Annotated in this window: 21 protein-coding genes; all 21 read left to right on the top strand. The window is 29.2% G+C overall.

What is annotated here, in order from left to right; translation table 11 throughout:
* Window positions 1-124: 124 nt before the first annotated feature.
* Window positions 125-625 (top strand): J domain-containing protein, encoded by a 501-nt coding sequence (locus tag CLCHR_RS19435; protein WP_079441572.1) that lies wholly within the window; start codon window positions 125-127, stop codon window positions 623-625.
* A 475-nt stretch (window positions 626-1,100) separates the two neighbouring features.
* The gene (gene sigI / locus CLCHR_RS19440; protein WP_079441573.1) at window positions 1,101-1,766 is read left to right on the top strand and encodes an RNA polymerase sigma factor SigI; all 666 of its coding nucleotides are present in this window, start codon (window positions 1,101-1,103) and stop codon (window positions 1,764-1,766) included.
* 9 nt (window positions 1,767-1,775) lie between these two features.
* The gene (locus CLCHR_RS19445; protein WP_079441574.1) at window positions 1,776-2,903 is read left to right on the top strand and encodes an anti-sigma-I factor RsgI family protein; all 1,128 of its coding nucleotides are present in this window, start codon (window positions 1,776-1,778) and stop codon (window positions 2,901-2,903) included.
* Window positions 2,904-3,093: 190 nt separating this feature from the next.
* Window positions 3,094-4,875: a bifunctional homocysteine S-methyltransferase/methylenetetrahydrofolate reductase gene (locus tag CLCHR_RS19450; protein WP_079441575.1), complete on the top strand. Its 1,782-nt coding sequence runs from the start codon at window positions 3,094-3,096 to the stop codon at window positions 4,873-4,875.
* A gap of 50 nt (window positions 4,876-4,925) precedes the next feature.
* On the top strand, window positions 4,926-5,477 hold the full coding sequence (locus CLCHR_RS19455) for a phosphoglycerate mutase family protein (RefSeq protein WP_079441576.1): 552 nt from the start codon (window positions 4,926-4,928) through the stop codon (window positions 5,475-5,477).
* A 352-nt stretch (window positions 5,478-5,829) separates the two neighbouring features.
* Window positions 5,830-6,828 (top strand): LacI family DNA-binding transcriptional regulator, encoded by a 999-nt coding sequence (locus tag CLCHR_RS19460; protein ID WP_079441577.1) that lies wholly within the window; start codon window positions 5,830-5,832, stop codon window positions 6,826-6,828.
* A 192-nt stretch (window positions 6,829-7,020) separates the two neighbouring features.
* Window positions 7,021-8,421: a glucuronate isomerase gene (uxaC, locus tag CLCHR_RS19465; RefSeq protein ID WP_079441578.1), complete on the top strand. Its 1,401-nt coding sequence runs from the start codon at window positions 7,021-7,023 to the stop codon at window positions 8,419-8,421.
* A gap of 80 nt (window positions 8,422-8,501) precedes the next feature.
* On the top strand, window positions 8,502-9,950 hold the full coding sequence (locus CLCHR_RS19470) for a tagaturonate reductase (RefSeq protein WP_079441579.1): 1,449 nt from the start codon (window positions 8,502-8,504) through the stop codon (window positions 9,948-9,950).
* Window positions 9,951-10,028: 78 nt separating this feature from the next.
* A complete protein-coding gene (locus CLCHR_RS19475) occupies window positions 10,029-10,451 on the top strand; it encodes an HIT family protein (RefSeq protein ID WP_079441580.1) in 423 nt (140 codons plus the stop codon).
* 51 nt (window positions 10,452-10,502) lie between these two features.
* Window positions 10,503-11,912 (top strand): glycoside-pentoside-hexuronide (GPH):cation symporter, encoded by a 1,410-nt coding sequence (locus tag CLCHR_RS19480; RefSeq protein WP_079441581.1) that lies wholly within the window; start codon window positions 10,503-10,505, stop codon window positions 11,910-11,912.
* A 572-nt stretch (window positions 11,913-12,484) separates the two neighbouring features.
* Window positions 12,485-12,643, top strand: coding sequence for a hypothetical protein (locus CLCHR_RS19485; RefSeq protein WP_419258076.1), 159 nt, complete (start codon window positions 12,485-12,487; stop codon window positions 12,641-12,643).
* A 1-nt stretch (window position 12,644) separates the two neighbouring features.
* Complete coding sequence (locus CLCHR_RS19490; protein WP_079441582.1) at window positions 12,645-13,595, top strand: sugar kinase; 951 nt, start codon at window positions 12,645-12,647, stop codon at window positions 13,593-13,595.
* Window positions 13,596-13,847: 252 nt separating this feature from the next.
* Window positions 13,848-15,296, top strand: a complete 1,449-nt coding sequence (locus CLCHR_RS19495; protein WP_079441583.1) for a tagaturonate reductase — start codon at window positions 13,848-13,850, stop codon at window positions 15,294-15,296.
* A gap of 138 nt (window positions 15,297-15,434) precedes the next feature.
* On the top strand, window positions 15,435-16,922 hold the full coding sequence (locus tag CLCHR_RS19500) for a UxaA family hydrolase (protein ID WP_079441584.1): 1,488 nt from the start codon (window positions 15,435-15,437) through the stop codon (window positions 16,920-16,922).
* A gap of 447 nt (window positions 16,923-17,369) precedes the next feature.
* Window positions 17,370-17,861 carry a mannose/fructose/sorbose PTS transporter subunit IIB gene (locus CLCHR_RS19505; protein WP_079441585.1) on the top strand — a complete coding sequence of 164 codons (492 nt, stop codon included), beginning with the start codon at window positions 17,370-17,372 and terminating at the stop codon, window positions 17,859-17,861.
* Between the two features lie 291 nt (window positions 17,862-18,152).
* Complete coding sequence (locus CLCHR_RS19510) at window positions 18,153-18,989, top strand: pyridoxamine kinase (RefSeq protein WP_079441586.1); 837 nt, start codon at window positions 18,153-18,155, stop codon at window positions 18,987-18,989.
* Between the two features lie 152 nt (window positions 18,990-19,141).
* Window positions 19,142-19,897, top strand: a complete 756-nt coding sequence (locus CLCHR_RS19515) for a DeoR/GlpR family DNA-binding transcription regulator (RefSeq protein ID WP_079441587.1) — start codon at window positions 19,142-19,144, stop codon at window positions 19,895-19,897.
* On the top strand, window positions 19,890-20,795 hold the full coding sequence (gene pfkB / locus CLCHR_RS19520) for a 1-phosphofructokinase (RefSeq protein WP_079441588.1): 906 nt from the start codon (window positions 19,890-19,892) through the stop codon (window positions 20,793-20,795). Before CLCHR_RS19515 ends, pfkB begins: the two co-directional genes overlap by 8 nt.
* 111 nt (window positions 20,796-20,906) lie before the next feature.
* Window positions 20,907-22,832 carry a PTS fructose transporter subunit IIABC gene (locus tag CLCHR_RS19525; protein WP_079441589.1) on the top strand — a complete coding sequence of 642 codons (1,926 nt, stop codon included), beginning with the start codon at window positions 20,907-20,909 and terminating at the stop codon, window positions 22,830-22,832.
* Window positions 22,833-23,024: 192 nt separating this feature from the next.
* Entirely contained in the window at window positions 23,025-23,663 is a 639-nt protein-coding gene (locus tag CLCHR_RS19530; protein ID WP_079441590.1) for a hypothetical protein, read from the top strand.
* A gap of 61 nt (window positions 23,664-23,724) precedes the next feature.
* A complete protein-coding gene (locus tag CLCHR_RS19535; RefSeq protein ID WP_079441591.1) occupies window positions 23,725-24,273 on the top strand; it encodes a hemerythrin domain-containing protein in 549 nt (182 codons plus the stop codon).
* Window positions 24,274-24,447 lie beyond the last annotated feature (174 nt).

Here is a 24,447-nt window from a genome sequence, read left to right on the forward strand (position 1 = left end):
GTAATAACCTCTAATTATTATGTATATAAAAATATTAAATTTAAGTTATTATATAAGAATATTAGTGACTTTTAAAAATATAAATAATAATGGAATAAAAGTATTATAAAGAGGTGTAACTATATTGAATCCATATGAAGTTTTAGATATTGATGAAACTGCTTCAGAAGATGAAATTAAAAATAAATTTAAGTCAATGCTTGAAGAATACTCACAAAATCAGGATCAAAATACACGACAAAAAGTACTAGTTATTAGCGCAGCCTATGAACGTATTATTAATGGAAATCTATATAAAGAAATTAGGAATCTAATCGATAATAAAAAATTTGTGGAAGCTGAAGCAAAATTGAATTTAATTAATAATGCAAATTCTGCTGAATGGAACTATCTTCAAGGATTTATATCAGTGCAGAAGGGCTGGTTTGATAGTGGACTAAATTATTTAAAGAAATCTGTAGAATTAGAACCCAATAATAATGAATATCTAGATAGTTTGAATAAATTACAATCACGAGTTATTGATTACATGAAAAAATATTCGAATAAGGATGTTAAACCTAACAGTAATAATATGAATGCGTGTGGCGGAAATGATTCTGGTGGAAATGGGGGAATGTGTTAGCAATAACTTTTTATTTATTATTAATGTTGATATTGAAGAATAATTATGTTATTATAAAAGAGCAGTTGGTACGTAAAGTGCTAATGTGGAGCTTAGAGTGTCCTTCGCCGGTCTCTAAGCTCCTTTTTTTTGACTATAATTAATTGATTAGTGAATTAAAATTTGATTATTTTAGAGATATATTAATTAATAAGTTATAAATTTAGAAAATCAACAGAAAAATTACATGATATAATAAATATTTTTCAATTAATGCAATTAAAAAAACTTTTAATACATGCTATAATAAAGAATAGTGATTATAAATTTGTACCGAAATCTAGTATTGAAAAAAATGTGGTTTAGAAATTTAGGAAAACAGTCAAAAATGTTAAAATAAAACTTAACATAAAAGTTTTTCATTTATTTAATAAAAAGTACCAAAACTTATAGTTTTTTTTGTATATTATAATGACCGGGGAAGGGAGCGTATGGAATGCTCGAATGTGTTTTAATAGATTTAAATGTTGACAAGAACACAAATATTAATGAACTTATAGAAAATCATATGCCTTTTATAATAAAAAGTATTTCAGATGTAACAGGTAGATATGTATCATGTGAAAATGATGAGGAACTAAGCGTTGGATTGCTTGGGTTTCATGAAGCTATTGAAAGATATGATAATGAAAAAGGTCATTTCATGTCTTTTGCGAAACTTGTTATATCAAGTAGAATTAAAAATTATTTAAAAGGTGAAAATAAGCATCAACATTCATCCTTTGAAGAATTAGTGGACAAGGGGTTAGAAATTAAAGATGAGTATTTAGAACAAAAAGAAGATAATAGCATATTGGTCGAAGAGATCAATAGATTGAAATCTGAAATAAGTTCATTTGGTTTTACTTTGGAAGATTTAGTTAATGAAGCTCCCAAACAACAGGCAACAAGAAAAAATGCAATTATGCTATCAGAAGAGATTAGTAAAGAAGAGGAATTTCTATCCTTTATGTATTTGAAGAAGAGATTACCTATCAAAAGGATTGTATTAAAATTCTCAGTTACTGAAAAAGTAATTAAAAGAAGTAAAAAATTCATAATTTCTGTAGTTATAATAATTGATAAAAATCTTAGTGCTTTAAAGAATTGGATCAGGAAGTAGGTGAAAAGAATGAATAAGGGAATAATAATGGAAATTAAAAGAAATTATGCTATCGCATTAAGTGATGAAGGCGTAATGGATAAAATAGCATCAAAGCAGAATATGAGGGTTGGACAGAAGATTTTTTATTTTGATGATGATATTATAAAAACAACAACAAATAATATTAGCAGGTATAATAGTTTTATGAAAGCAATTGGATCAATTGCTGCATTATTTTTGATAGTATTCACCTTCTTTCATACAATAAAATCTGAAACTGCGTATGCAGTTGTAAGTTTAGATATTAATCCTAGTATACAAATAGAGGCTGATAGTAATTTAAAGATTATAAAAGTTGAAGGGGTTAATACAGATGGTAAGAATATAGACTTTACTGATATGAAGGATATGACTCTAGATGATGGAATAAAAAAAATAAAAGAAAAGCTTATAGAAAAAAAATATTTGGAAACGAATAAGGATGTATTAGTTGGCATTGCATTTGTAAAAAATGGAGACAATAGTAATTATGAAGAGAACTTAAAGGTTGCTATTCAATCGACTTTTAGTACAGAAGATGTTACTTTAACATATGTTAAGGGTGATAAGGAAGCAGTTGATGAGGCGAAGACAAAAGGAATAAGCTTAGGAAGATATGAAGCATCATTAAAAGTTGATGATGAAACTAAGAAAAAGATAGATGTAGCACCAGTAAAAGAGATAACTGCAAGTATAAAAGATAAGGATAATGTTACTCAGTGGGATGCAAAAGATGAGAAGGATGTTAAATTAACTCCAGTTACAAAGCCAAGTTCTGATGCGATAACTGAAAAACCTTCGACAGATAAACCAGTAATTAATGCACCAAGTGATAATAAAGATACTAATACTGATGCAAATAAAGGAAGTGAAGGAAATTCTAAACCTGAAAAGAACAATGATGTTTTAGAATTAGATCCAGAAGTACCAGCTCAAACTGATAAAGATGGAACTTCTACTCCGCCTAAAAAGGATGATGTCATAAATATTGAACCTAATAATGGTGGTGTTATTCAAAACAATCAAACTTCGGGAAAGATTGATGAATCTCCTAATACAACACAACTTGAACCATCAAAAAATCAACAAAGTGTAATAGACAAAGTTGTGAAATAATAAAACAACTTTGATTGTATAAAATAGGATTATCTGAAAAAAGGTAAGCCTATTTTTTTTGAAGAAAAATAGGTGAATAAAAAAATGTTAATTAACAATAAACATTTTAAACATAAAAATTGAGGACTAGATTAAAATTTTATAGTATACTTACTATTAAGTATTATTAAAAGAAGTTGGGGAGATTAAAATGATAAAAAAATATTTACAGAACAATGTATTGATATCAGATGGAGCAATGGGAACGTATTATTCAGAGTTAACCGGAAATGATGCATCTTATTGCGAATTTGGTAATTTAAATGATAAAGATACTATCAAAAGAATACATACTGATTATATTAAAGCAGGGGCTAAGTTAATTAGAACTAATACTTTTTCTGCTAACACGTATGATTTAGGAGTATCCTTTGAAAGATTAAAGGATATAATTAAATCAGGAGTAGATATAGCTAAAGAAGCAGCAATTGGGAATGATGTTTTTATAGGAGCAAGTATTGGGCCTATAAAGGAACTTAATTTAGATGAATCTCACAGTAGTATTTTAGATGAATATAAATTTATTGTTGATTGCTTTTTGAGCAGTAAAATAAACGTGTTTATATTTGAAACCTTTAGTAATTGTAATTATTTAAAAGAAATTAGTGAATACATTAAAAGCAAAGATTCAAGCAGCTTTATTTTAACGCAATTTGCTGTTAAACCAGATGGATTTACAAGAGACGGATTAAGCGTAGGAAAAATAATAAAACTAATAAAGAAAATACAGTATCTAGATGCTTATGGATTTAATTGTGGTTCTGGACCTAACTATATTTCTGAAATAATAAAAAAAATAAATATAGGAAGCGATATTGTTTCAGCTCTGCCTAATGCTGGATATCCTGAAATCATTCATGAAAGAACCGTTTATCCTAATAACCCAGCATATTTTGCTAAAAAGGTCAATGAAATTAAATCATTAGGAGTATCTATTGTTGGAGGATGTTGTGGAACAAATCCAAATTACATTAGACAATTAGCTTCCTTAATTGATGACAAATCAAAAAAAATTAAAAACATTGTTAAAAATGAAGAAGAGATTAAAAAATATGAAAATAAAACTGAAAATGCTTTTAAAAATAAGTTAGATAATAATGAGTTTGTTGTTGCTATAGAGTTATCTGCACCAATAGATACAGACATATCAAAGCTTATTGTTGGAGCTAAGATTTGTAAAGAAAATAATATTGATTTAGTAACAGTTCCTGACTCACCAATGTCAAAAGTTAGAGCAGATTCAACGATTATAGCTGCGAAAATTAAAAGAGAAATAGGAATTGAAGCAATGCCACATATTTGCTGTAGAGATAAGAATACAAATGCAATAAGATCGAGCTTAATTGCTTCACATATTGAAAATGTAAGAAATGTATTAGCAATTACTGGCGACCCTATTTCTGACGCAAGTAAAGTTGAGACAAAGAGCGTATTTAACTTGAATTCATTTAGACTAATGGAATTAATTCAGGATATGAATGAAGAATTTTTTAAAGAAGAAAATATATTAGTAGGTGGAGCTTTAAATTTAAATGTTCGGAATAAAGAAGTGGAATATAACCGTATGTTAAAGAAAATAGAAAAAGGAGCGAAATTCTTTCTAACTCAACCTATATATGATGATGATGCAATTGAATTTTTAAAGAAAATAAAAGAAAGAACAGATATAAAAATTCTTGCTGGGCTTCTTCCTGTAGTTAGCTATAGAAATGCTGTTTTTTTAAACAACGAACTTCCAGGTGTTACAATTCCTGATAAATACATAAAGATGTTTAATGAGGACATGACTAAAGAAGAAGCACAGGAAGTAGGAGTGAAAATAACAGTTGAAATTGGGAAAAAGCTAAAAGACTTCTGTGACGGATTATATTTTATAACTCCATTTAATAGGGTCAATATGCTTGTTGAGATAATTAAGCAGATTAAAGGCTAAAAACGTTTTGTGATGGTTAAATTTTACAATTAGAGACCGGGGGGATTTTTATGATAATAGGTCTTATAAGGCATTTTAAAGTTAATTATCAAAAGAAATTATTTATGACATCGAAAGAGTTTAAAGAATGGGAAGAAAATTATAATAATAGTGATGTTATTATAAAAGATGTGGAACTTATGGGGGTAATGTGGGATAAATGTTATTCTAGCACGTTAATAAGAGCAATGATAACAGCACAGCATGTTTATAAGGAAAATATTGTACATAATGATCTTATTAGAGAGACTATAATAGACCCTATATTTCACAGTGATATAAAACTTCCTTATTGGTTTTGGGCAGTTAGCGGAAGACTTGCTTGGTATTTTAACCATAAATCACAAGAGGAAAATAAAAAAATAACAATTGAAAAGGCCAGACAATTTGTTGACATGTTGTTAGATGAAGCAATAAAAGAAGGGAACAATAATATTCTTATAGTTACACATGGTTTCTTTATGTATAGTCTTCAAAAAGAACTTAGAAAAAGAAAATTTGTTGGCAAGTTAATTTATAGTCCTAAAAATGGGTTATTATATATGTATAATAAAATCAATTAAAAGATATAGCATATTATGAAAAAATATATAATTTATATGAAAATTATTGAAATATGCTACCTTTTTTAAATAAAAAGGTAGCATATTTTGCTATAAATTATTGAAATAATACATAATTTAAGTTAGTATAACTATTGTGAACAAAATAATAAATTATTCAATTATGAGATAAATTGAAATATATAAATAAATATAATTATAAATAGATAAGTTAAAAGGTGTTTTAAATGTACATTATTGCAAAAATGGATATAAATTATTAAAATATTATATAGAATAAAGAAAGTAATTTTTTACACAGTATAAATATATATTGATAGAGATTTACATAAATAAGGAGTGTAAAGAAAAAATGAGTGTTACTATAAAAGATATCGCAAAGATTGCCAATGTTTCACATACAACGGTGTCGAGGGCTCTTAATAATAGTCCATATATTAATGAAGAGACTAAAATTAAAATAAAAGCATTAGCAAAAGAATTAAATTATGTACCAAATTATAGTGCGAAAAGTCTAGTATTATTAAAATCATATGTAATAGGTGTATTCTTTTCATCAATTAGTGAAGGGACTTCAGATACATTTTTCCATGAGATTGTTAAAGGAATAAACAAGGTTATTGATAAAGAGTATAACTTAGTTATTAGAGGAATTGACGATTGTGAATATTCTCATCCTATAGATAATAAAAATTTTGATGGAATAATTGTGGTAAGTCAAAGCAAAAATGATGATAAATTTATACATACTATTCTTGAAAAGAATATCCCAACTGTTGTAATTAATAGATACATAGACAATGAAGGATTAGTAAACATAATGTCTGATGATACTAAGGGTGCTTATGATGCGGTTACATATTTTATTGAAAATAACCATAGAAAAATAGCATTACTAGAAGGAAACAAGGAATTCGAATCAAGTTTTTATAGAAAAAAAGGATATATAAAAGCATTAGAAGAGAATAATATTCCTATTAATGAAGATTATATTATAAGTGGTAGATATAACTTACAAAGCGGATATGAGAATATGAAAAAGCTATTAGGATTAGAAGATAGACCAACAGCTGTATTTTGTTCTAATGATGATATAGGGGTCGGTGCTATGAAGGCTATCGCTGAAGAAGGATTAAGAGTGCCTGATGATGTTTCAATTATAGGATTTGATGATAGTAATTTTTGTAATTATGTAACTCCGCCATTAACTAGCGTAAAAAAAGATTCTTTAACTATGAGTCAATATGGAGGAATAAATCTGTTAAATATTATAAAAAATAAAGAAGTTAGTAAAGAAAAGTTATATATACAATCAAAACTTGTTGTAAGAAAATCTGTGAAAAAACTTTGATAAATCAATAATTAGTGGTAATATATCGCTAATTATTTAAAAAAAACTTGTTAACGTTAACAAAAAAGTATTGCATTATTTATAATATGATATTATAATAAAGACATCGAGTAGATACTATTAAATTGTTCACGTTAACAGAGTTTGGCTGATGTTTTTGTTAACGTGAACAAGAAGGAAAGAGGATTTGATATGAAAAAGTTTATGGATGAAAATTTTATTTTAAGTAATGAAACAGCAGAAAAACTATATCATGATTATTCAGCGAAAATGCCAATTATTGATTATCACTGTCACATTAATCCGAAGGAAATATTAGATGATAAGAAGTTTGAGAACATAACTCAAGTATGGCTTTATGGTGATCATTATAAATGGAGACAAATGAGAACTTTTGGCATAGATGAAAAATATATCACAGGAGATGGAAGTGATTATGAAAAGTTCTTAGCTTGGGCAAAGACTATATCATTTGCAATAGGAAATCCACTTTATCATTGGACGCACTTAGAGCTTAAAAGATTCTTTGGTGTAGATGAAGTTTTAAATGAAAAAAGTGCTCCAGCTATTTGGGAAAAAGTTAATAAGATGTTAAGCAGCGATGACTTTACGGTAAGAAATCTTATTAAAAAATCAAATGTAAAAGCAATATGCACAACTGATGATCCAATAGATTCATTAGAATATCATTTAGCAATTAAAGAAGATAAAAGTTTTGATGTAAAAGTATTACCAGCTTTTAGACCTGATAAAGCTCTAGGAGTTAATAAAGATACATTTAAAGATTGGTTTAACAAGCTAGAAGAAGTAGTTGGTTCTAAAATTTCAAACTTTGATGAATATTTAGAAGCGTTAAAAAAGAGAGTAGAATATTTCCATGAAGTTGGATGCAGAGTATCAGATAATGCATTAGATTTTGTTCCAGTAGGAAATTCGTCATTAGAAGAAGTTAGAGAAATTTTTGCTAATGTACTTAAAGATGGACAAGTATCTTTTGAAGATGAAAATAAATTAAGAGTATATATATTAAAGTTCTTTGGAAAATTATATCATGATTTAGGATGGGTAATGCAATTTCACATGAATTGTGTTAGAGATAATAACAAAGTGATGTTCGAAAAATTAGGCCCTGATACAGGATTTGACTCGCTGAATGATACAGAAGTTGCAATTCCGCTATCAAGATTATTAGATGCATTAAATAGTGAAAAAGCTTTACCTAAGACCATTATATATAGTTTAAATCCAAATGATAATTCTACAATAGGAACATTACTTGGATGTTTCCAAGGCGATGGAATAAAAGGTAAAATCCAATTTGGATCAGCATGGTGGTTTAATGATCATAAGATTGGTATGCAAGATCAAATTAGAACTCTAGCTAACTTAGGAATGTTAAGTACATTTGTTGGAATGTTAACAGATTCTAGAAGCTTCTTATCGTACACAAGACATGAATATTTTAGAAGAATCCTTTGCAATGTAATTGGTGAATGGGTAGAAAATGGTGAATTACCTAATGACATCGAACATTTAGGACAAATTGTAGCTGATATTAGTTATAATAACGCAGATAAATATTTCAATATGTAATTTTATATGTATGAAAATAGGTGAATAACTTATTTTCATACGCAAAGATAAAACAAATCATAAGCTAGGGAGGAATCACTGTGAAATTAAATAAGGAATTATATAAAGAATTTAAAACATACCCAGAAAAAGTGTTGCAATTTGGAGAAGGTAACTTCTTAAGAGCATTTGTTGACTGGCAAATAGATAAAATGAATGATGAAGCAGGTTTTAATGGAAGTATTGTAGTCGTACAACCGTTAGAAAATGGTCTTATAGATATGCTTAATGATCAAGATTGCTTATACACTCTATATTTACAAGGTATTCAAAATGGCCAAGCGTCAAAGACTCATAAAGTAATTAACAGCATAAGCAGAGGAATTAACCCTTATAGAGATTATAATGAATATTTACAAGTTGCAGAAAATCCAGAATTAAGATTTATAGTATCTAATACAACAGAAGCAGGTATTGCATTTGATGAAAACGATACATTAGACGGAGGATGTCAAAAAAGTTATCCAGGTAAATTAACTGCACTTTTATATCATAGATTTAACTTCTTTAAAGGAGATAATAGTAAAGGGTTTATAATAATTCCATGCGAATTAATTGATAGAAATGGTGAAAAACTAAGAGAAATAATATTAAAGTATGCAGAAAAGTGGAATTTAGGACAAGCATTTGCGGATTGGATAGATAATGCTAATACTTTTTGCTGTAGCTTAGTTGATAGAATAGTCCCAGGATATCCAAGAGATTCAATAGATGAAGTTAGAGAAGAACTTGGATATGATGATAATCTTGTAGACGTAGGAGAAATGTTCCATCTATGGGTAATTGAAGGTCCGCAATCTATAAAAAATGAATTACCAATAGAAGAAGCAGGATTAAATATTAAAGTTGTAGATGATATGACACCATATAGAACAAGAAAAGTTAGAATTTTAAATGGACCTCATACAGCAATGGTTCCAGTAGCTTATCTTTATGGATTAGAAACTGTAGGAGAATCTGTGGATCATGAAGTAATAGGAAAGTATGTGCATGATGTTATATATGATGAAATAATAGAAACATTAGATTTACCACATGAAGAATTAGTAGAATTTGCAGATGCAATCATTGAGAGATTCCAAAATCCTTATGTAAAACACTTTTTAATGAGTATATCATTAAATTCAATGTCAAAATATAAAACAAGAGATTTACCAAGTTTAACTGAATATTTAAAAAGAAAAGGTGTACTACCTAAAAAATTGGTGTTCTCGCTTGCAGCATTAATTGAATTCTATAAAGGAAAAAGAGGAGAAGAAGATATTCAATTAGCTGATGATGAAGATATTTTAGAATTATTCAAGGGATTATGGTCAAATTATGATGGAACAAAAGAAGGCTTAAATAAAATTGCGACTTCTGTTCTTGCATATGAAAAGAATTGGGGAAGCAATTTAAATGATATCCCTAACTTAACTGATGAAGTTTCAAGATACTTAGAAATAATTGAAAAAGTAGGTATGAAAGAAGCTGTTAAAGAAGTTCTATAATGAAATTTATTATTATACAATTAAGCATTGCTTAATTGTATGATAAATAAATATAAATAATTAATAAGGAGGAAAAACATGAGTTTTGATGCAAACTGTTTTTATTGCTCAAAGAATCAAGATTTAGATTCTTTAATGATTAAGATTTGTGATTTAGATGTATCAACAGTATACTTATTTAAAGAACAAACTTACAGCGGAAGATGTAATGTGGTTTATAAGGAACACAAAAGTGAGATTTCAGATTTAACTGAAGAAGAAGCAGCAGCGTTCATAAATGATGCTCGTAAAGTAGCGAAGGCTATTCATAAAGCCTTTAATCCTGATAAAGTAAATTATGGAGCATTTGCTGACACAATGAAACATCTTCATCTTCATATAGTCCCTAAATATGAAGGTGGTACAACTTGGGGGAAAACTTTTGAGATGAATCCACAAAAAGTATACTTAAGTGATGAAGAATACCTAAATCTAATAGAGAAAATTAATAGTAATCTATAAAATTTGCAATTTATTTATAAGAAATAAAATTAAAGATACGGAGGAAAAGGAATGCAAAATTCTGTTAAAAACAACGCATCAACTAATTCTACTAAAGATGGAAACGTTAAATTAAGTTTAAAAGAAAAAATTTCTTACGGTTTTGGAGATTTTGGGAATGGTTTTATGTTTGACTTAGGTCAATCATATCTTACAAAATTCTTTATTGATACATGTGGAATGAGTGCAGGAGCAGTTGGAGGTATATTCGCATTTACGAAGATATTTGATGCATTTATGGATCCATTAGCAGGATCAACAATAGATCGTAGAAAAGCAGGTAAACAAGGTAAGTTTAGACCAGTAATGATGATTTCAAGTATAATTCTCGCAATACTTACAGTTATCACATTTACAATGCCGGATGTATCACTTTCAACTAGGATAATATATGGTTATGCAACTTACATGGCTTGGGGACTTGTGTATTCATTTACTAATGTTCCTTATGGATCAATGGCATCTGTTATGACAAGAGATGTAGAAGACAGAAGTCAATTGGCTACATTTAGACAAGCGGGTTCATTAGGAGCACAATTAATAACAGGTGTAGCTTTTGTACCTATTTTAATGATGTTTAGTGATAAAAAAGTTGGTTATCCAGTTGCAGCAGCAGTTATGGCTGTTATAGGAGTTATTTCATTCTATATTTGTTTTGTTAATTGTAAAGAGCACGTAGTTGTTAACAGAGAAGGTAAATCAGAAAAAGCTAGTGCTAAAGATTATTTCAAAGTTGTATTTACAAATAGACCGCTATTATGCTTAATTCTTATGCAATTATTTACAATATCAGCTATGAATACTAATAACCAAATGATGATATTCTTCTGTCAATATAATTTAGGAGATATTAAACTTCAACCAAAAGTTAATGGTATAATGATCGGATGTTCTGTAATTGGTATATTCGCTATTCCATTCTTAGTAAAGAAATTTGGTAAAAAGAAAACTGCAATTACAGGATTAATAATCGGAATTATAGCTAATGGATTAAACTTTATCATACCAACAAATCCTACAACTTTCACAGTTCTTGTTACTGTTGGATATGTAGCTCTAGCTATTCCAAACGGAGTTACTTGGGCATTCGTAACAGATGCGATTGACTATGGTCACTGGCATACAGGAATAAGAAAAGAAGGCGTAACTTATGCGGCTTTTAACTTCTCAAGAAAAATCGCACAATCTATGGCTGCTCTTGTAAGTGCAGCGGTATTAGGTATGACTGGATATGTTGCAAATGCACAACAAAGTGCAGAAACTCTACTAGGAATCAAAGGTGCAATGACATTATATCCAGCAGTTGCACTAGCTATAGCTGCTATTGTAGTAGGTGTATTACACAACTTACCAGATGATAAATATAGAAAAGTGGCACAAGATTTACAAGAAGGAAGATGGGAAAATGGTATATTAGAATAATATTAAATATATTATTCACTAGTTGATACTTAAGTCATCTACCTAAATGAATATAAAAATGTTAAGCATCATGGATCCATTTAGAATCCGTGGTGCTTAACTTATAACATTAAATAAGTTAAGAAAAAAAGTTGTTAACGTTCACAAAAAAGTGTTGCATGATTTTTAAAATAGTATTATAATAAACTTAACCAGTTAATGCGCTCTGTTGCAAATTGTTCACGTTAACAATTAATAAACAGGCTAATTAATTTGAATTTATACAAAGATATATACACCATAAAAATTTAATAAAAGGTTTAAAAGTTTGATAAGAAAACAATATTTTGATATGTAAATAAGTTAATAACTTATTTTATATATAGCACAGTTCTCAATAAAAAACGACCAAACATATACTTAACCATAATGGAGAATTTCTTCAAACACATAATTTTCATACTATAATTTATTAAAAATATTTTAAGTTAACCTTTTGAGAACTGTGCATTTAATTATTAATAAAGAGCATAATTAAACTAGAAAATAATAATTTCATATATATATTATATAAAAGTAATCGAGGTATAAAAATGAGATGTGAAGAAGTATCAAGGAGTGTTAAGGAAGCTGTTGCTGTTGGAACTGGTGGAGATTTAACTAAAGGTGCTAAAACTGGCGATTATGATTTAGTCGAAAAAATAGCTAAAGAATTTGTTTATGCTCATAGAAAAGCGGAGGAGAATAGGTAATATGGATGTTTTAACTTTTGGAGAGTCAATGGTTGTATTTAGCCCTAATAACAATGGACCAATAAGACATGTTCATACTTTTACTAAATCACTTGGTGGAGCAGAATCAAATGTTGCTACTGCTATTGCAAAATTAAATCATAGTGTAGGTTGGTTTTCAAAAGTATCTGATGATGAGTTTGGAAGATTTGTAATTAATGCAATTAAAGCTGAAGGAGTAGATACGTCAAGAGTAGTAGTAGATAAAAATAGAAATACAGGTATTCTTTTTAAAGAACGTTATCAAAGAAGTAATCCAAATGTTTATTATTATAGAAAAGATTCAGCGGCAAGTAGCCTATCACCAGAAGACTTGGATGAAGGATACATAAAGCAAACCAAAATTCTTCATTTAACAGGAATAACTCCAGCTTTATCAGAAAGCTGCAGAAAAACTGTATACAGAGCAATAGAGATAGCAAAAGAAAATAACATATTAGTATCTTTTGATCCAAATATAAGGTTAAAACTATGGCCAGTTGAGGAAGCAAAGAAGGTATTAGTAGATATAGCGTGTAGAGCTGATATAGTTATGCCGGGATTAGATGAAGCCGAAATTCTTTTAGGATTAACAGATAAAGATGAAGTTGCAGATTATTTCTTAAGTAAGGAAGCGAAAATTGTTGCAATAAAATTAGGGGCAGAAGGATGTTACATAAAAGATAGAAAAGAAGGAGTAAAGGTTCACGGTTATAATGTTTCTGATTTAATTCAAGATACAGCTGGAGCAGGCGATGGTTTTGCAGCTGGGTTCTTAGCCGGATATCTAGAAAAATTACCATTAAACGAAATAGGACAATATGCTAATGGGGTTGGAGCTATGGCTACATTAGTTCAAGGTGATATGGAGGGGTATCCTTATTTTGATCAACTTATGGAATTTATAGGTAAAAAGCAAGGAATTGAAAGATAATATATTAATCAATGTGGGTAAGTAAGAAGGCTATTTTAAATAATGAAATTTTAAGTGTATTCTATCTCTAAAAATAAACTTTAAAATAACTTTGGAAATAGGCTTTTACTTACCCTCAAAAATATTGGACAAGAAAATATCAATGAATAATTGACAATGTACAGTATAACATTTTGAGAGGCTTTGCATTGTGAATTGTGTATTGAATTAGTATGTTAAAAAAAGTATTGCACTACTTAGGAGGAATAATTAATGAAATTAAGTAAAGAATTGTACAAAGAATTTAAAACATACCCAGAGAGAGTTTTACAATTTGGTGAAGGGAATTTTCTAAGAGCTTTTGTTGATTGGCAAATTGATAAAATGAATGAAGAAGCAAACTTCAATGGTAGTGTTGTAGTTATTCAACCACAAGAAGGCGGGTTAGTTCATAAATTAAATGAGCAGGATTGTCTATTTACACTATATCTTCAAGGTGTTCAGAATGTAAAAGCGATAAAAACACACAAAATTATAAATAGTATCAGCAGAGGTATCAATCCATATAAGAATTATGATGAATATTTAAAGGTCGCTGAGAATCCAGAGTTAAGATTCATCGTATCTAATACAACTGAAGCTGGAATTGCTTTTGATGAGAATGATAAATTGAATGAAGGCTGTCAAAAAAGTTTTCCGGGTAAACTGACTGCTTTCTTATATGAAAGATTTAGAATATTTAATGGAGATAATAGTAAAGGTTTTATAATAATACCTTGTGAACTTATAGATAGAAATGGTGAAAAACTTAAAGAAATAATATTGAAGTATGCTGAGATTTGGAATCTTGGACAACCTTTTATAGACTGGTTACATAATGGAAATACATTTTGTTGTAGTCTAGTTGATAGAATAGTTCCAGGATATCCAAGAGATACAATTGATGAAGTTAGATTAGAACTTGGATATGATGATGATCTTGTTGATGTTGGTGAGATATTCCATCTATGGGTTATCGAAGGACCACAATCAATAAAAGAGGAACTGCCAATTGAAAAAGCAGGATTAAATATAAAAGTTGTTGATGATATGACACCATATAGAACTAGAAAGGTTAGAATACTTAATGGTCCTCATACAGCAATGGTTCCAGTAGCTTATCTTTACGGATTAGAAACTGTAGGAGAATCTGTAGAACATGAAGTGATTGGAGAATTTGTTCATGATGTAATTTATGAAGAGATAGTTGAAACGTTAGATTTACCACATGAAGAATTAGTTGAATTTGCAGATGCAATAATTGAAAGATTCCAAAATCCTTATGTTAAACACTATTTAATGAGTATAGCTTTAAACTCAATGTCTAAGTATAAGACAAGAGATTTACCAAGCTTAACTGAATATTTAAATAGAAAAGGAGTCCTTCCTAAAAAATTAGTATTCTCTCTTGCAGCATTAATTGAATTCTACAAAGGAAAAAGAGGAGAAGAAGTTATTCAATTAGCTGATGATGAAGATATTCTAGAACTTTATAAGGAATTATGGTCAAATTTTGATGGAAGTAATGAAGGATTAAAGACAATAGTAACTTCGGTATTAGCGTATGAAAAAAACTGGGGGATGGACCTAAATGGAATACCAAACCTAACAGAAGAAATTACAAAATACTTAATACTTATTGAAACATTAGGAATGAAAGAAGCTATCAAAGAAGTTCTATAAAGGTTATAAGTAAAGCCCTATAATTAAATCTATATAAAATTTATAAGTGGTTTTAATATATAATACTAAAACCACTTATAAATAACTAATAACTGTTAGATTCAAAATAAAAATTTAATGGAAGTAGGTAAAGAATTAATGAAAGAAATTATTAAAATAAATGAAAAAGATAATGTTGTTGTAGCACTTAGAGATATTCTAAAAAATGAGATTATTGAAGTAGAAGATAATAAAATAGAAGTAAAAGAGGACATAAAGAGAGGTCATAAGATAGCAATTGGAAATATTAAAGAAGAAGAAAATGTAATTAAGTATGGGTATCCAATAGGACATGCGACAAAAAATATTGAAATTGGAGATTGGGTACATACACATAATATAAAAACTAATTTAAATGGGATAATGGAATATACTTTCAATCAGGAATTAATACAAAGTTCATTAGATAACAGAAATATTAATTTTGAAGGATATAAAAGAGAAAATGGAAATGTAGGAATTAGAAATGAACTTTGGATAGTACCAACAGTAGGTTGTGTAAATGGTATTGGAGAAAGAATAATTGAAAAGTTTAGAGAAGAAGTTCATCCAGTGGGGTTAGATGGTCTCGAAGTATTCAAGCATAATTATGGTTGCTCTCAGCTAGGAGATGATCATGTTAATACAAGAACAATGCTTGGAAATTTAGTGAAACATCCAAATGCTGGCGGTGTGTTAGTGCTTGGACTTGGCTGTGAAAATAATACAATGGAAGATTTCAAAAAATCATTAGGAGATTTTGATGAAAAAAGAATTAAGTTCTTAATTACACAAGAGGTTTCAAATGAAATGGAAATTGGAGTTGAAATATTAAAAGAACTTTATGAAAACATGAAGAACGATAAGAGAGAATCCATTCCATTATCTAAATTAAAGGTAGGATTGAAGTGTGGAGGTTCAGATGGACTATCAGGAATAACAGCAAATCCTTTAGTAGGTAGTTTTTCTGATTTATTAATAGCTCAAGGTGGTACTACTATTCTTACTGAAGTTCCAGAAATGTTTGGAGCAGAGACAATACTAATGAATAGAGCTAAAGACGAAGAAACTTTTGATAAAACTGTACACTTAATCAATGATTTTAAAGAATATTTCATGGCATATGATCAACCAATATACGAAAATCCATCGCCAGGAAATAAAGCAGGTGGAATAACAACTCTTGAAGATAAATCTTTGGGATGTACACAAAAATCAGGTAATGCAACAGTTGTAGATGTTCTAAAATACGGGCAAACATTGAAAGTCAATGGATTAAATCTATTAAGTGGACCAGGAAATGACTTAGTTGCAGCATCAGCACTTGCAGCAGCAGGTTGTCATATAGTTTTATTTACAACAGGAAGAGGAACACCATTTGGAACATTTGTTCCAACTATTAAGATATCAACAAACACTGCAATTTATAACTTGAAACCTCATTGGATGGATTTTAATGCAGGATGTTTAGTTGAAGATAAAAATTTAGAAGAAACAACTGAAAAATTATTGAAATATATAATAGAAGTTTCAAGTGGAAAATTAGTAAACAATGAAATAAATAAGTTTAAAGAAATATCTATTCTTAAGCAAGGGGTTACGCTATAAGAATAAATTATAATTGAATTACTGTTATTGTATAGGTATTTAACAATATAACGTAAATATACGAAATTTTAAGCATATTAAAACATAAAGTTTTAATATGCTTTTTGTTGCTAAGTGATGATATTATACTAAAAATAAGTATAGAAGATAAAATGAGAAGACGATCATTATAGGTTAGGTATGAAGTTTTATGAATGAATATGATTGAAAGTGAGTACATTCTGTGATACAATTGGTGTCAAATAAAGTGCTGTTAATGCAAGTTGAAAGTATCTATAAGTATTCTTAATATATACAATAATAGATTTACTTGTATTATGTCATGTCGATACTCACTATGAAAAGGATTTAGCATGATTATATTTTAATTAATATAAGGCTATAAAAAGCAGCGTTTTGGCATGTTTAAGCATAGGTAAGACTAATAAATAAGGGGGTTTTTAAGTTATGGAAATTAGTTTTGTAAGAATTGATGATAGGTTAATACATGGACAAATTGCTACGATTTGGTCTAAGGAAAGTGGATGCAATAGAATCATGGCCTGCAGCGATGAGGTGGCGAAAGATGATCTTAGAAAGCAATTGTTGCTTCAGGTAGCTCTTAAGGGAATTAAAGCTTATGTTATTAGTATTGATAAGGCTATCGAAGCATATAATGACCCTAAATTTGAAAGTTTCAAAACATTATTCTTGTTAACAAATCCCTTAGACGTGCTTAGAATGATTGAAGGTGGGGTTGATATAAAATCAGTAAATGTTGGTGGAATGTGTTATAAAGAAGGTAAAAAACAAATAACAGGTGCAATATCTGTTAGTAATACAGATATTGATGCATTTAAAAGACTTCATTCAATGGGAATTGAGTTAGAAATAAGGCAAGTTGCTAAGGATCATAAAATTAACTTGATAGATAGATTAAAAGATTTAAACCTTATATAACTTATAATAATTCTGTCTGAGTAAAAGAGATGCTTAAAGATTGTTATAATATCTAAATTAAAATCTATTATAAGATGTAAAATCACTTTTGATGTTTGAAGTAATAATTATAAACACTCAAAAGTGATATTTTATTGTCGTAAATGATTATTTTTGGAATAAATTAATTGCTAGATGTTTTTGTTAATATTATAATTTTCTTATGTAAATAGGATATAATTACTAAATACTACAATTATATTTTCATTAACAAAAGTTAGTAGTGAAATTTATTTAGAAAAGGAGAGAAAAATGAAAAAACCAATAAAACGGGTTGCAGCTATTCATGATTTATGTGGAATCGGAAAAGCTGCTTTAACTAATGTAATTCCGGTTCTAGCAACACTAGGAGTAGAAGTTTGCCCTGTACCAACTATGATTTTATCGACACACACTGGAGGATTTGGCACACCAAGAATATTAAAATTAGATGGATATATAAATAAAGCAATTGAGCACTATAGAAGTATAGATATCACTTTTGAAGGAGTGTTTATTGGTTACTTAGGAAATGAATCATGTGTTAATGAAGTTATAACTTCATTGGAATATTTAAATAACGATAATCCTTTAATTATATTTGACCCTATCTTTGGGGATGATGGACATTATTACAGTAATTTTGATAAAAATTATGCTGAAAGATTAAAAGAAATAATGTGCTATTCAGATATAATTACACCTAACTTTACAGAAGCATGTATTTTAGCAGATGAAGATGTAAAAAATGATGGTAATAAAGACGACATATTAATGATTAGTAGGAAACTACGCAAATTAGGAAGTAAAGATATTGTTATCACAAGTATCCCTATGCCTGATAGGAGTAAAATTGGAACTGCAATATATGATTGGAAAAAAGATTCTATAGAAATAATTGTTTCAGATAGATTAGATAGGTCTTATCCAGGAACAGGAGATGTATTTACATCAGTTCTTTTAGGAATGCTATTAAAAGGAAACTCTCTATTAGAAAGTGCTAAAAGGTCATGTGAGTTTGTGGAAAAAGCAATTATTGAAAGTAAGAGATTTGATTACCCTACAAAAGAAGGTCTTTTGCTTGAATATGCGTTAAAGTATTTATATTAACTTTAAAATGAGCAAAAACAATAAAAAACTTTTAGAATAAACCAAAAACAATTAAAAAATAAAAGAAAGTGAATTTAAATGAATTATTTTGAAAGAAAATGATTGATTTATTATAAGATATGAGTTATTATAATATCAGAGGAGTGGTGATAATGTTTACAGAAGAAAGATTCAATATCATTCTTCAAGAACTTAAAGTTAAGGGAATAGTATCTGTTACAGATCTAGTGAAGTTGCTAGATGCTTCCGAATCTACAGTAAGAAGAGATCTAAATGCACTTGATAATGAAGGACTACTTAAGAAAATACATGGTGGAGCAATAGCAATTGGCGAAAGCACATCAAAGCATGATTATAAAGTAAATGTTAGACAATCTCTAAATGTTGATGAAAAATACGAAATAGCAAAATATGCAGCTTCTCTAATTGAAGAAGGAGATGTAATTTACTTAGATGCAGGTACAACAACTGAGCTTATTATAGAATTTATAGATGCTAAAAATATAACAGTTGTTACAAATGGTATTGTTCATGCTAAGAAACTTTTAGAAAGAGGATTTAAAACCTTTATTTTAGGAGGTGAAGTCAAAGCTATTACAGAGGCTATTATTGGCAATACTACCGTTGAAGAATTGAAAAAATATAATTTTTCAAAAGGCTTTTTTGGTGTTAATGGAGTGAGCAATCAAAGTGGATATACTACTCCTGATGTAAATGAGGCTATGGTTAAGGCTCAGGCAATAAAAATGTGCAGACAGTCATATGTATTAGCAGATCAATCTAAATTGGAAAAAGTTAGTTTTATAACTTTTGGAGCAATAGCAGATTCAATATTAATAACAACTAAAATCGATAGAAATAATATTAGTTATGATACTAACGTAATAGAGGTGATAAAAATTGATTAACACAATAACGCTCAATCCTTCTTTGGATTATATAGTTAAAGTTGATTCTTTTAAAGTTGATTCTTTGAACAGAATTGCGGAAGAAAGGATATATGCAGGTGGTAAAGGAATTAATGTATCTATAGTACTTAAAAACTTAGGTGTAGCGAATACTGCTCTTGGTTATGTTGCAGGTTTTACCGGGGATGAAATACTACGTCAAATTGAAAGTCATGGAGTAACTTGTGATTTTATTAAATTAAAAGAAGGTTTTTCAAGAATAAATGTAAAACTTAAAAGTGATGGTGAAACAGAAATTAATGGGTCTGGACCAGATATTAAAAATGAAGACCTTAAAATTTTATACGAAAAGCTTTCACATTTAACAAAAGGTGATTTTCTGATATTATCAGGAAGCATACCAAATAGTGTGCCGGATGATATCTATGAAAGTATTATGAGCAGCTTAGCTGACAGAGGCGTGGAATTTATTGTAGATGCAACAAAAGACTTACTTCTTAAAGTGCTAAAGTTTAAGCCATTTTTGATAAAGCCTAATCATCATGAATTAGCAGAAATGTTCGATGTTGAATTAAAAAGTGATGAAGACATAATAAAATATGGTAGAAAGCTTCAAGAAATGGGAGCAAAAAATGTGCTTATATCAATGGCTGGTGATGGTGCGATTCTTTTACCAGAAAATAGTGAAGCAATAAAAAGGGAAGTGCCAAAAGGTGAACTTAAAAATTCAGTTGGTGCGGGAGATTCAATGGTAGCAGGTTTCTTGTGTGGTTATCTAAGAAATAAAGATATAGATGAAGCTTTCAAGATGGGAATTGCTACTGGTAGCGCAAGTGCATTTTCTGAAGAACTAGCAACCAAGGATGAAGTAGATAATTTGTTGAAACAAATTGTATAGAATGTTGAAATATTTTTTAGTACTATATTAATTTAATGAAAAGATATTAATATCTTTTCATTAAATTATAGAATAAAAGGAATATATTTTTAAATTAACGGAGGGTGAAAGATGAAAATTATTGATTTATTACACAAACAGGGTATGAATTTAAATTTTAATCCTGGCTCAAAAGAACAATGTATTAATGAATTAGTTAACTTAATGGACAAGACAGGGAATTTAAATAATAAAGAAGAATTCAAAAAAGCTATACTTGCAAGAGAAGAGTTAAGTACAACAGGTATTGGTGATGGAATAGCAATTCCTCACGGGAAAACAAAAGCTGTTAAAAAAGCAACTTTAGCAGCAGCAATTTCAAAAGAAGGTGTTGATTATGATTCTCTTGATGGGGCTCCTGCAAACCTTTTCTTTATGATTGCGGTACCTGATAATAGTGATAATTTACATTTAGAGGTTTTAGCAAGATTGTCAACTATTTTGATGGATGAAACTTTTAGGAATAATTTATTAAGTTGTTCTGATAAAGATGAATTCCTCAAATTAATAGATAAAAAGGAAATGGAGAAATTTCCAAATGAAGTTATAGGGGGAAAAGAAATGAGTAATAAAGGTTATAAGGTATTAGCTGTTACTGCATGTCCAACTGGAATTGCACATACTTATATGGCAGCAGAGAGTTTAGAAAACAAAGCTAAGGAGTTAGGGGTTTCAATAAAAGTTGAAACTAATGGTTCTGGGGGAGCTAAAAATGTTTTAAGTAAAGAGGAAATTGCAAATGCTGACTGCATAATCATTGCAGCTGACAAAAATGTTGAAATGGCTAGATTTGATGGCAAAAAAGTAATTAAGACAAAGGTTTCAGATGGAATTCATAAAGCTAAAGACTTAATTAATGAAGCTATTAGCGGAAATGCTCCTGTATATCATCATAGTGGAAAAGCTGATGAAGGAAGTATTGATACTGGAAATGAATCTGTAGGACGTCAAATATATAAGCATCTTATGAATGGTGTATCACATATGTTACCATTTGTTATAGGTGGAGGTATACTTATAGCACTTGCATTCTTATTTGATACATTTAACCCAGCAAATCCAGGAGGATTTGGTTCGGGAACACCACTTGCTGCAGTATTAATGAAAATTGGTGGTAGTGCATTTGGATTCATGTTACCAGTTCTAGCAGGATTTATTGCAATGAGTATTGCGGATAGACCGGGTCTCGCAGTAGGGTTTGTTGGTGGAGCATTAGCTAGTTCAGGAGTTACTTTTGCTAGTGCATTTGATTCAAAGATTCCGGCAGTTAGCTCTGGTTTCTTAGGCGCTTTACTTGCAGGTTTTATCGCAGGTTATATAGTTCTTGGTCTTAAAAAATTATTTGCAAATTTACCTAATAGTTTAGAAGGTATTAAACCAGTTTTATTATATCCTTTACTTGGAACATTATTAATTGGTGTTATAATTTTATTCATAAATCCAGTTATGGGAGTTATCAATACAGGTATCAGTAATGGTCTTAACTCAATGGGTGGTACTAGTAAGATTCTTTTAGGAATTGTATTAGGTGGTATGATGTCAGTTGATATGGGTGGTCCAGTTAATAAAGCAGCTTACCTATTTGGTACAGCTTCACTTGCAAGTGGAAACTTTGATATAATGGCAGCTGTTATGGCTGGTGGTATGGTTCCACCACTTGTAATCGCATTAGCTACTACATTCTTTAGAAATAAATTTACAGAAAAAGATAGGCAAGCAGGACTTGTAAACTATATAATGGGTCTTTCATTTATCTCTGAGGGTGCAATACCTTTTGCAGCAGCAGATCCAATAAGAGTATTGCCATCATGCATTGTAGGTTCAGCAGTAGCTGGAGCACTTTCAATGGCTTTCGGATGTGCATTAAGAGCACCTCATGGTGGAGTATTCGTTATCGCAATTGTAAGTAATCCACTTGCTTATATAGCAGCAATAGTTGCAGGGTCTATCGTTGGAGCAGTAATATTAGGAATATTAAAGAAACCAGTTCAACAATAGAATTTAAAATTTAGTAAAATAAAAAAGTTATCTTCGAATGTGTAAGTTTGAAGATAACTTTTTTATTATTAAAAAATTGGTGGATTTTTCATCTCTTGTATCAAATGTTACAGAAAAAGTACGACAAATACTGTATTATTTATTTATAGAAGCAAAATACTATTAATAGATTTAATTATAGGAGGAGATACAATGAGTCTATATTTAGGAAAAATACATTACTGGTTATTTAGCAAAATTTTATGGTTTGAAAAATTAGAAAAAGAAATAATTGATCTAGCTCAAGAGGAAGGGGTAGATATAGATAAATTATCGAAAGAAATAAATAGTAAATATGGAGAACCAACTCCAGATATTCCACTAGAAGAAATGATAGATACAAGTAATATTCATGGATGGTTACAATCTAAAATTAATTCAGCTGAAGGAAGAATGGCAGCTTGGACTACTAAGATTATAGATAACGATGCAAGTGTTAAAGCAAAAATGGAGGATATTTATACAAATCAAGGTGTGAAAGCTGCAAAAGAAGTTAAAGAAAAAGGGATTGAACTAACAACAGCCGAGGACATTTTTAATAGTGTAAATGACTATATATTGGATGGCATGCCATGTGATAGAGTAAATGAAATAGTTAAAGCAGAGGAGAACTCTATTGAGTGGGTAAGAAGAGTTTGTGTTCACAAAGATATTTGGAGTAAGGAAGAGGGCGATGTAGACTATTTCTATAAATTAAGAAGCCTATGGATTAAGGCTTTTGTAAGTGAGGTAAATACAGATTTCGAATATATAGAAAGAGACGATGAAATAAAAGCTATAAATAAAAAATAAACAATTAAGAATAAGATATACTTATATTTAATAAAAAATTAATTGGTATAGGAGGGAAGGTATGAATGCAATAGATTTAATGATGGAAGAGCATCAATACATTAAACGTATGTTGGTAGTTGTAAGAAAGGCCTGTTTTAGAGTATTTAAAGGTGATAACATTAACTATGAAGATTTTTATTCTATGATCGCTTTTATTAGGAATTATGCCGATTCACATCATCATAAAAAAGAAGAAGTAATGCTTTTTAACAAAATGGTTGATGAAATAGGCGAAACAGCAGAAAAAATAGTAAAGTATGGTATGCTAGTTGAGCATGATTTTGGACGATTATATATAACTAGCTTAAGTGATGCTTTAGAGAACTTGAAAAAAGGAAATGAAGAATCTGTCTTAGACGTTATATCAAATGCTATTTCATATACTCATTTGTTAGAAAGACATATTGATAAAGAAGACAAGGTTATTTATAAATTTGCACAAAGAGAATTAAATAAAGAAACTTTAAATAATATTGATGAACAATGTAGTGAGTTTGAAAGTACCAATACAAATGTAAAAGATGAAAATATAGCTATATTGGAGAAATTAGAAGGGAAATATAAATAGAAAATAACTTTTTAAGAGTGAAGGATAAAAGCAGTATCTGATTATTAGAGTCTGTCAAGATTTTTGTGTAAACTTCAAAAAGTAATATGATCATTTGGTAAGGTTGGAGGTATAGTTTAGACTTCCAACCTTTATTTTATAAATGTTGAATATTATTACATTACTTATGTATAG

It is taken from the genome of Clostridium chromiireducens, assembly GCF_002029255.1.
Lineage (GTDB): Bacteria > Bacillota > Clostridia > Clostridiales > Clostridiaceae > Clostridium > Clostridium chromiireducens.

Bases quoted from the DNA above. Each gene is read 5' to 3' on its own strand.
- sigI (WP_079441573.1), top strand. From the start codon at position 1,101: ATGCTCGAATGTGTTTTAATAGATTTAAATGTTGACAAGAACACAAAT.
- CLCHR_RS19445 (WP_079441574.1), top strand. From the start codon at position 1,776: ATGAATAAGGGAATAATAATGGAAATTAAAAGAAATTATGCTATCGCA.
- CLCHR_RS19450 (WP_079441575.1), top strand. From the start codon at position 3,094: ATGATAAAAAAATATTTACAGAACAATGTATTGATATCAGATGGAGCA.
- CLCHR_RS19455 (WP_079441576.1), top strand. From the start codon at position 4,926: ATGATAATAGGTCTTATAAGGCATTTTAAAGTTAATTATCAAAAGAAA.
- CLCHR_RS19460 (WP_079441577.1), top strand. From the start codon at position 5,830: ATGAGTGTTACTATAAAAGATATCGCAAAGATTGCCAATGTTTCACAT.
- uxaC (WP_079441578.1), top strand. From the start codon at position 7,021: ATGAAAAAGTTTATGGATGAAAATTTTATTTTAAGTAATGAAACAGCA.
- CLCHR_RS19475 (WP_079441580.1), top strand. From the start codon at position 10,029: ATGAGTTTTGATGCAAACTGTTTTTATTGCTCAAAGAATCAAGATTTA.
- CLCHR_RS19480 (WP_079441581.1), top strand. From the start codon at position 10,503: ATGCAAAATTCTGTTAAAAACAACGCATCAACTAATTCTACTAAAGAT.
- CLCHR_RS19485 (WP_419258076.1), top strand. From the start codon at position 12,485: ATGAGATGTGAAGAAGTATCAAGGAGTGTTAAGGAAGCTGTTGCTGTT.
- CLCHR_RS19490 (WP_079441582.1), top strand. From the start codon at position 12,645: ATGGATGTTTTAACTTTTGGAGAGTCAATGGTTGTATTTAGCCCTAAT.
- CLCHR_RS19495 (WP_079441583.1), top strand. From the start codon at position 13,848: ATGAAATTAAGTAAAGAATTGTACAAAGAATTTAAAACATACCCAGAG.
- CLCHR_RS19500 (WP_079441584.1), top strand. From the start codon at position 15,435: ATGAAAGAAATTATTAAAATAAATGAAAAAGATAATGTTGTTGTAGCA.
- CLCHR_RS19505 (WP_079441585.1), top strand. From the start codon at position 17,370: ATGGAAATTAGTTTTGTAAGAATTGATGATAGGTTAATACATGGACAA.
- CLCHR_RS19510 (WP_079441586.1), top strand. From the start codon at position 18,153: ATGAAAAAACCAATAAAACGGGTTGCAGCTATTCATGATTTATGTGGA.
- CLCHR_RS19515 (WP_079441587.1), top strand. From the start codon at position 19,142: ATGTTTACAGAAGAAAGATTCAATATCATTCTTCAAGAACTTAAAGTT.
- CLCHR_RS19525 (WP_079441589.1), top strand. From the start codon at position 20,907: ATGAAAATTATTGATTTATTACACAAACAGGGTATGAATTTAAATTTT.
- CLCHR_RS19530 (WP_079441590.1), top strand. From the start codon at position 23,025: ATGAGTCTATATTTAGGAAAAATACATTACTGGTTATTTAGCAAAATT.
- CLCHR_RS19535 (WP_079441591.1), top strand. From the start codon at position 23,725: ATGAATGCAATAGATTTAATGATGGAAGAGCATCAATACATTAAACGT.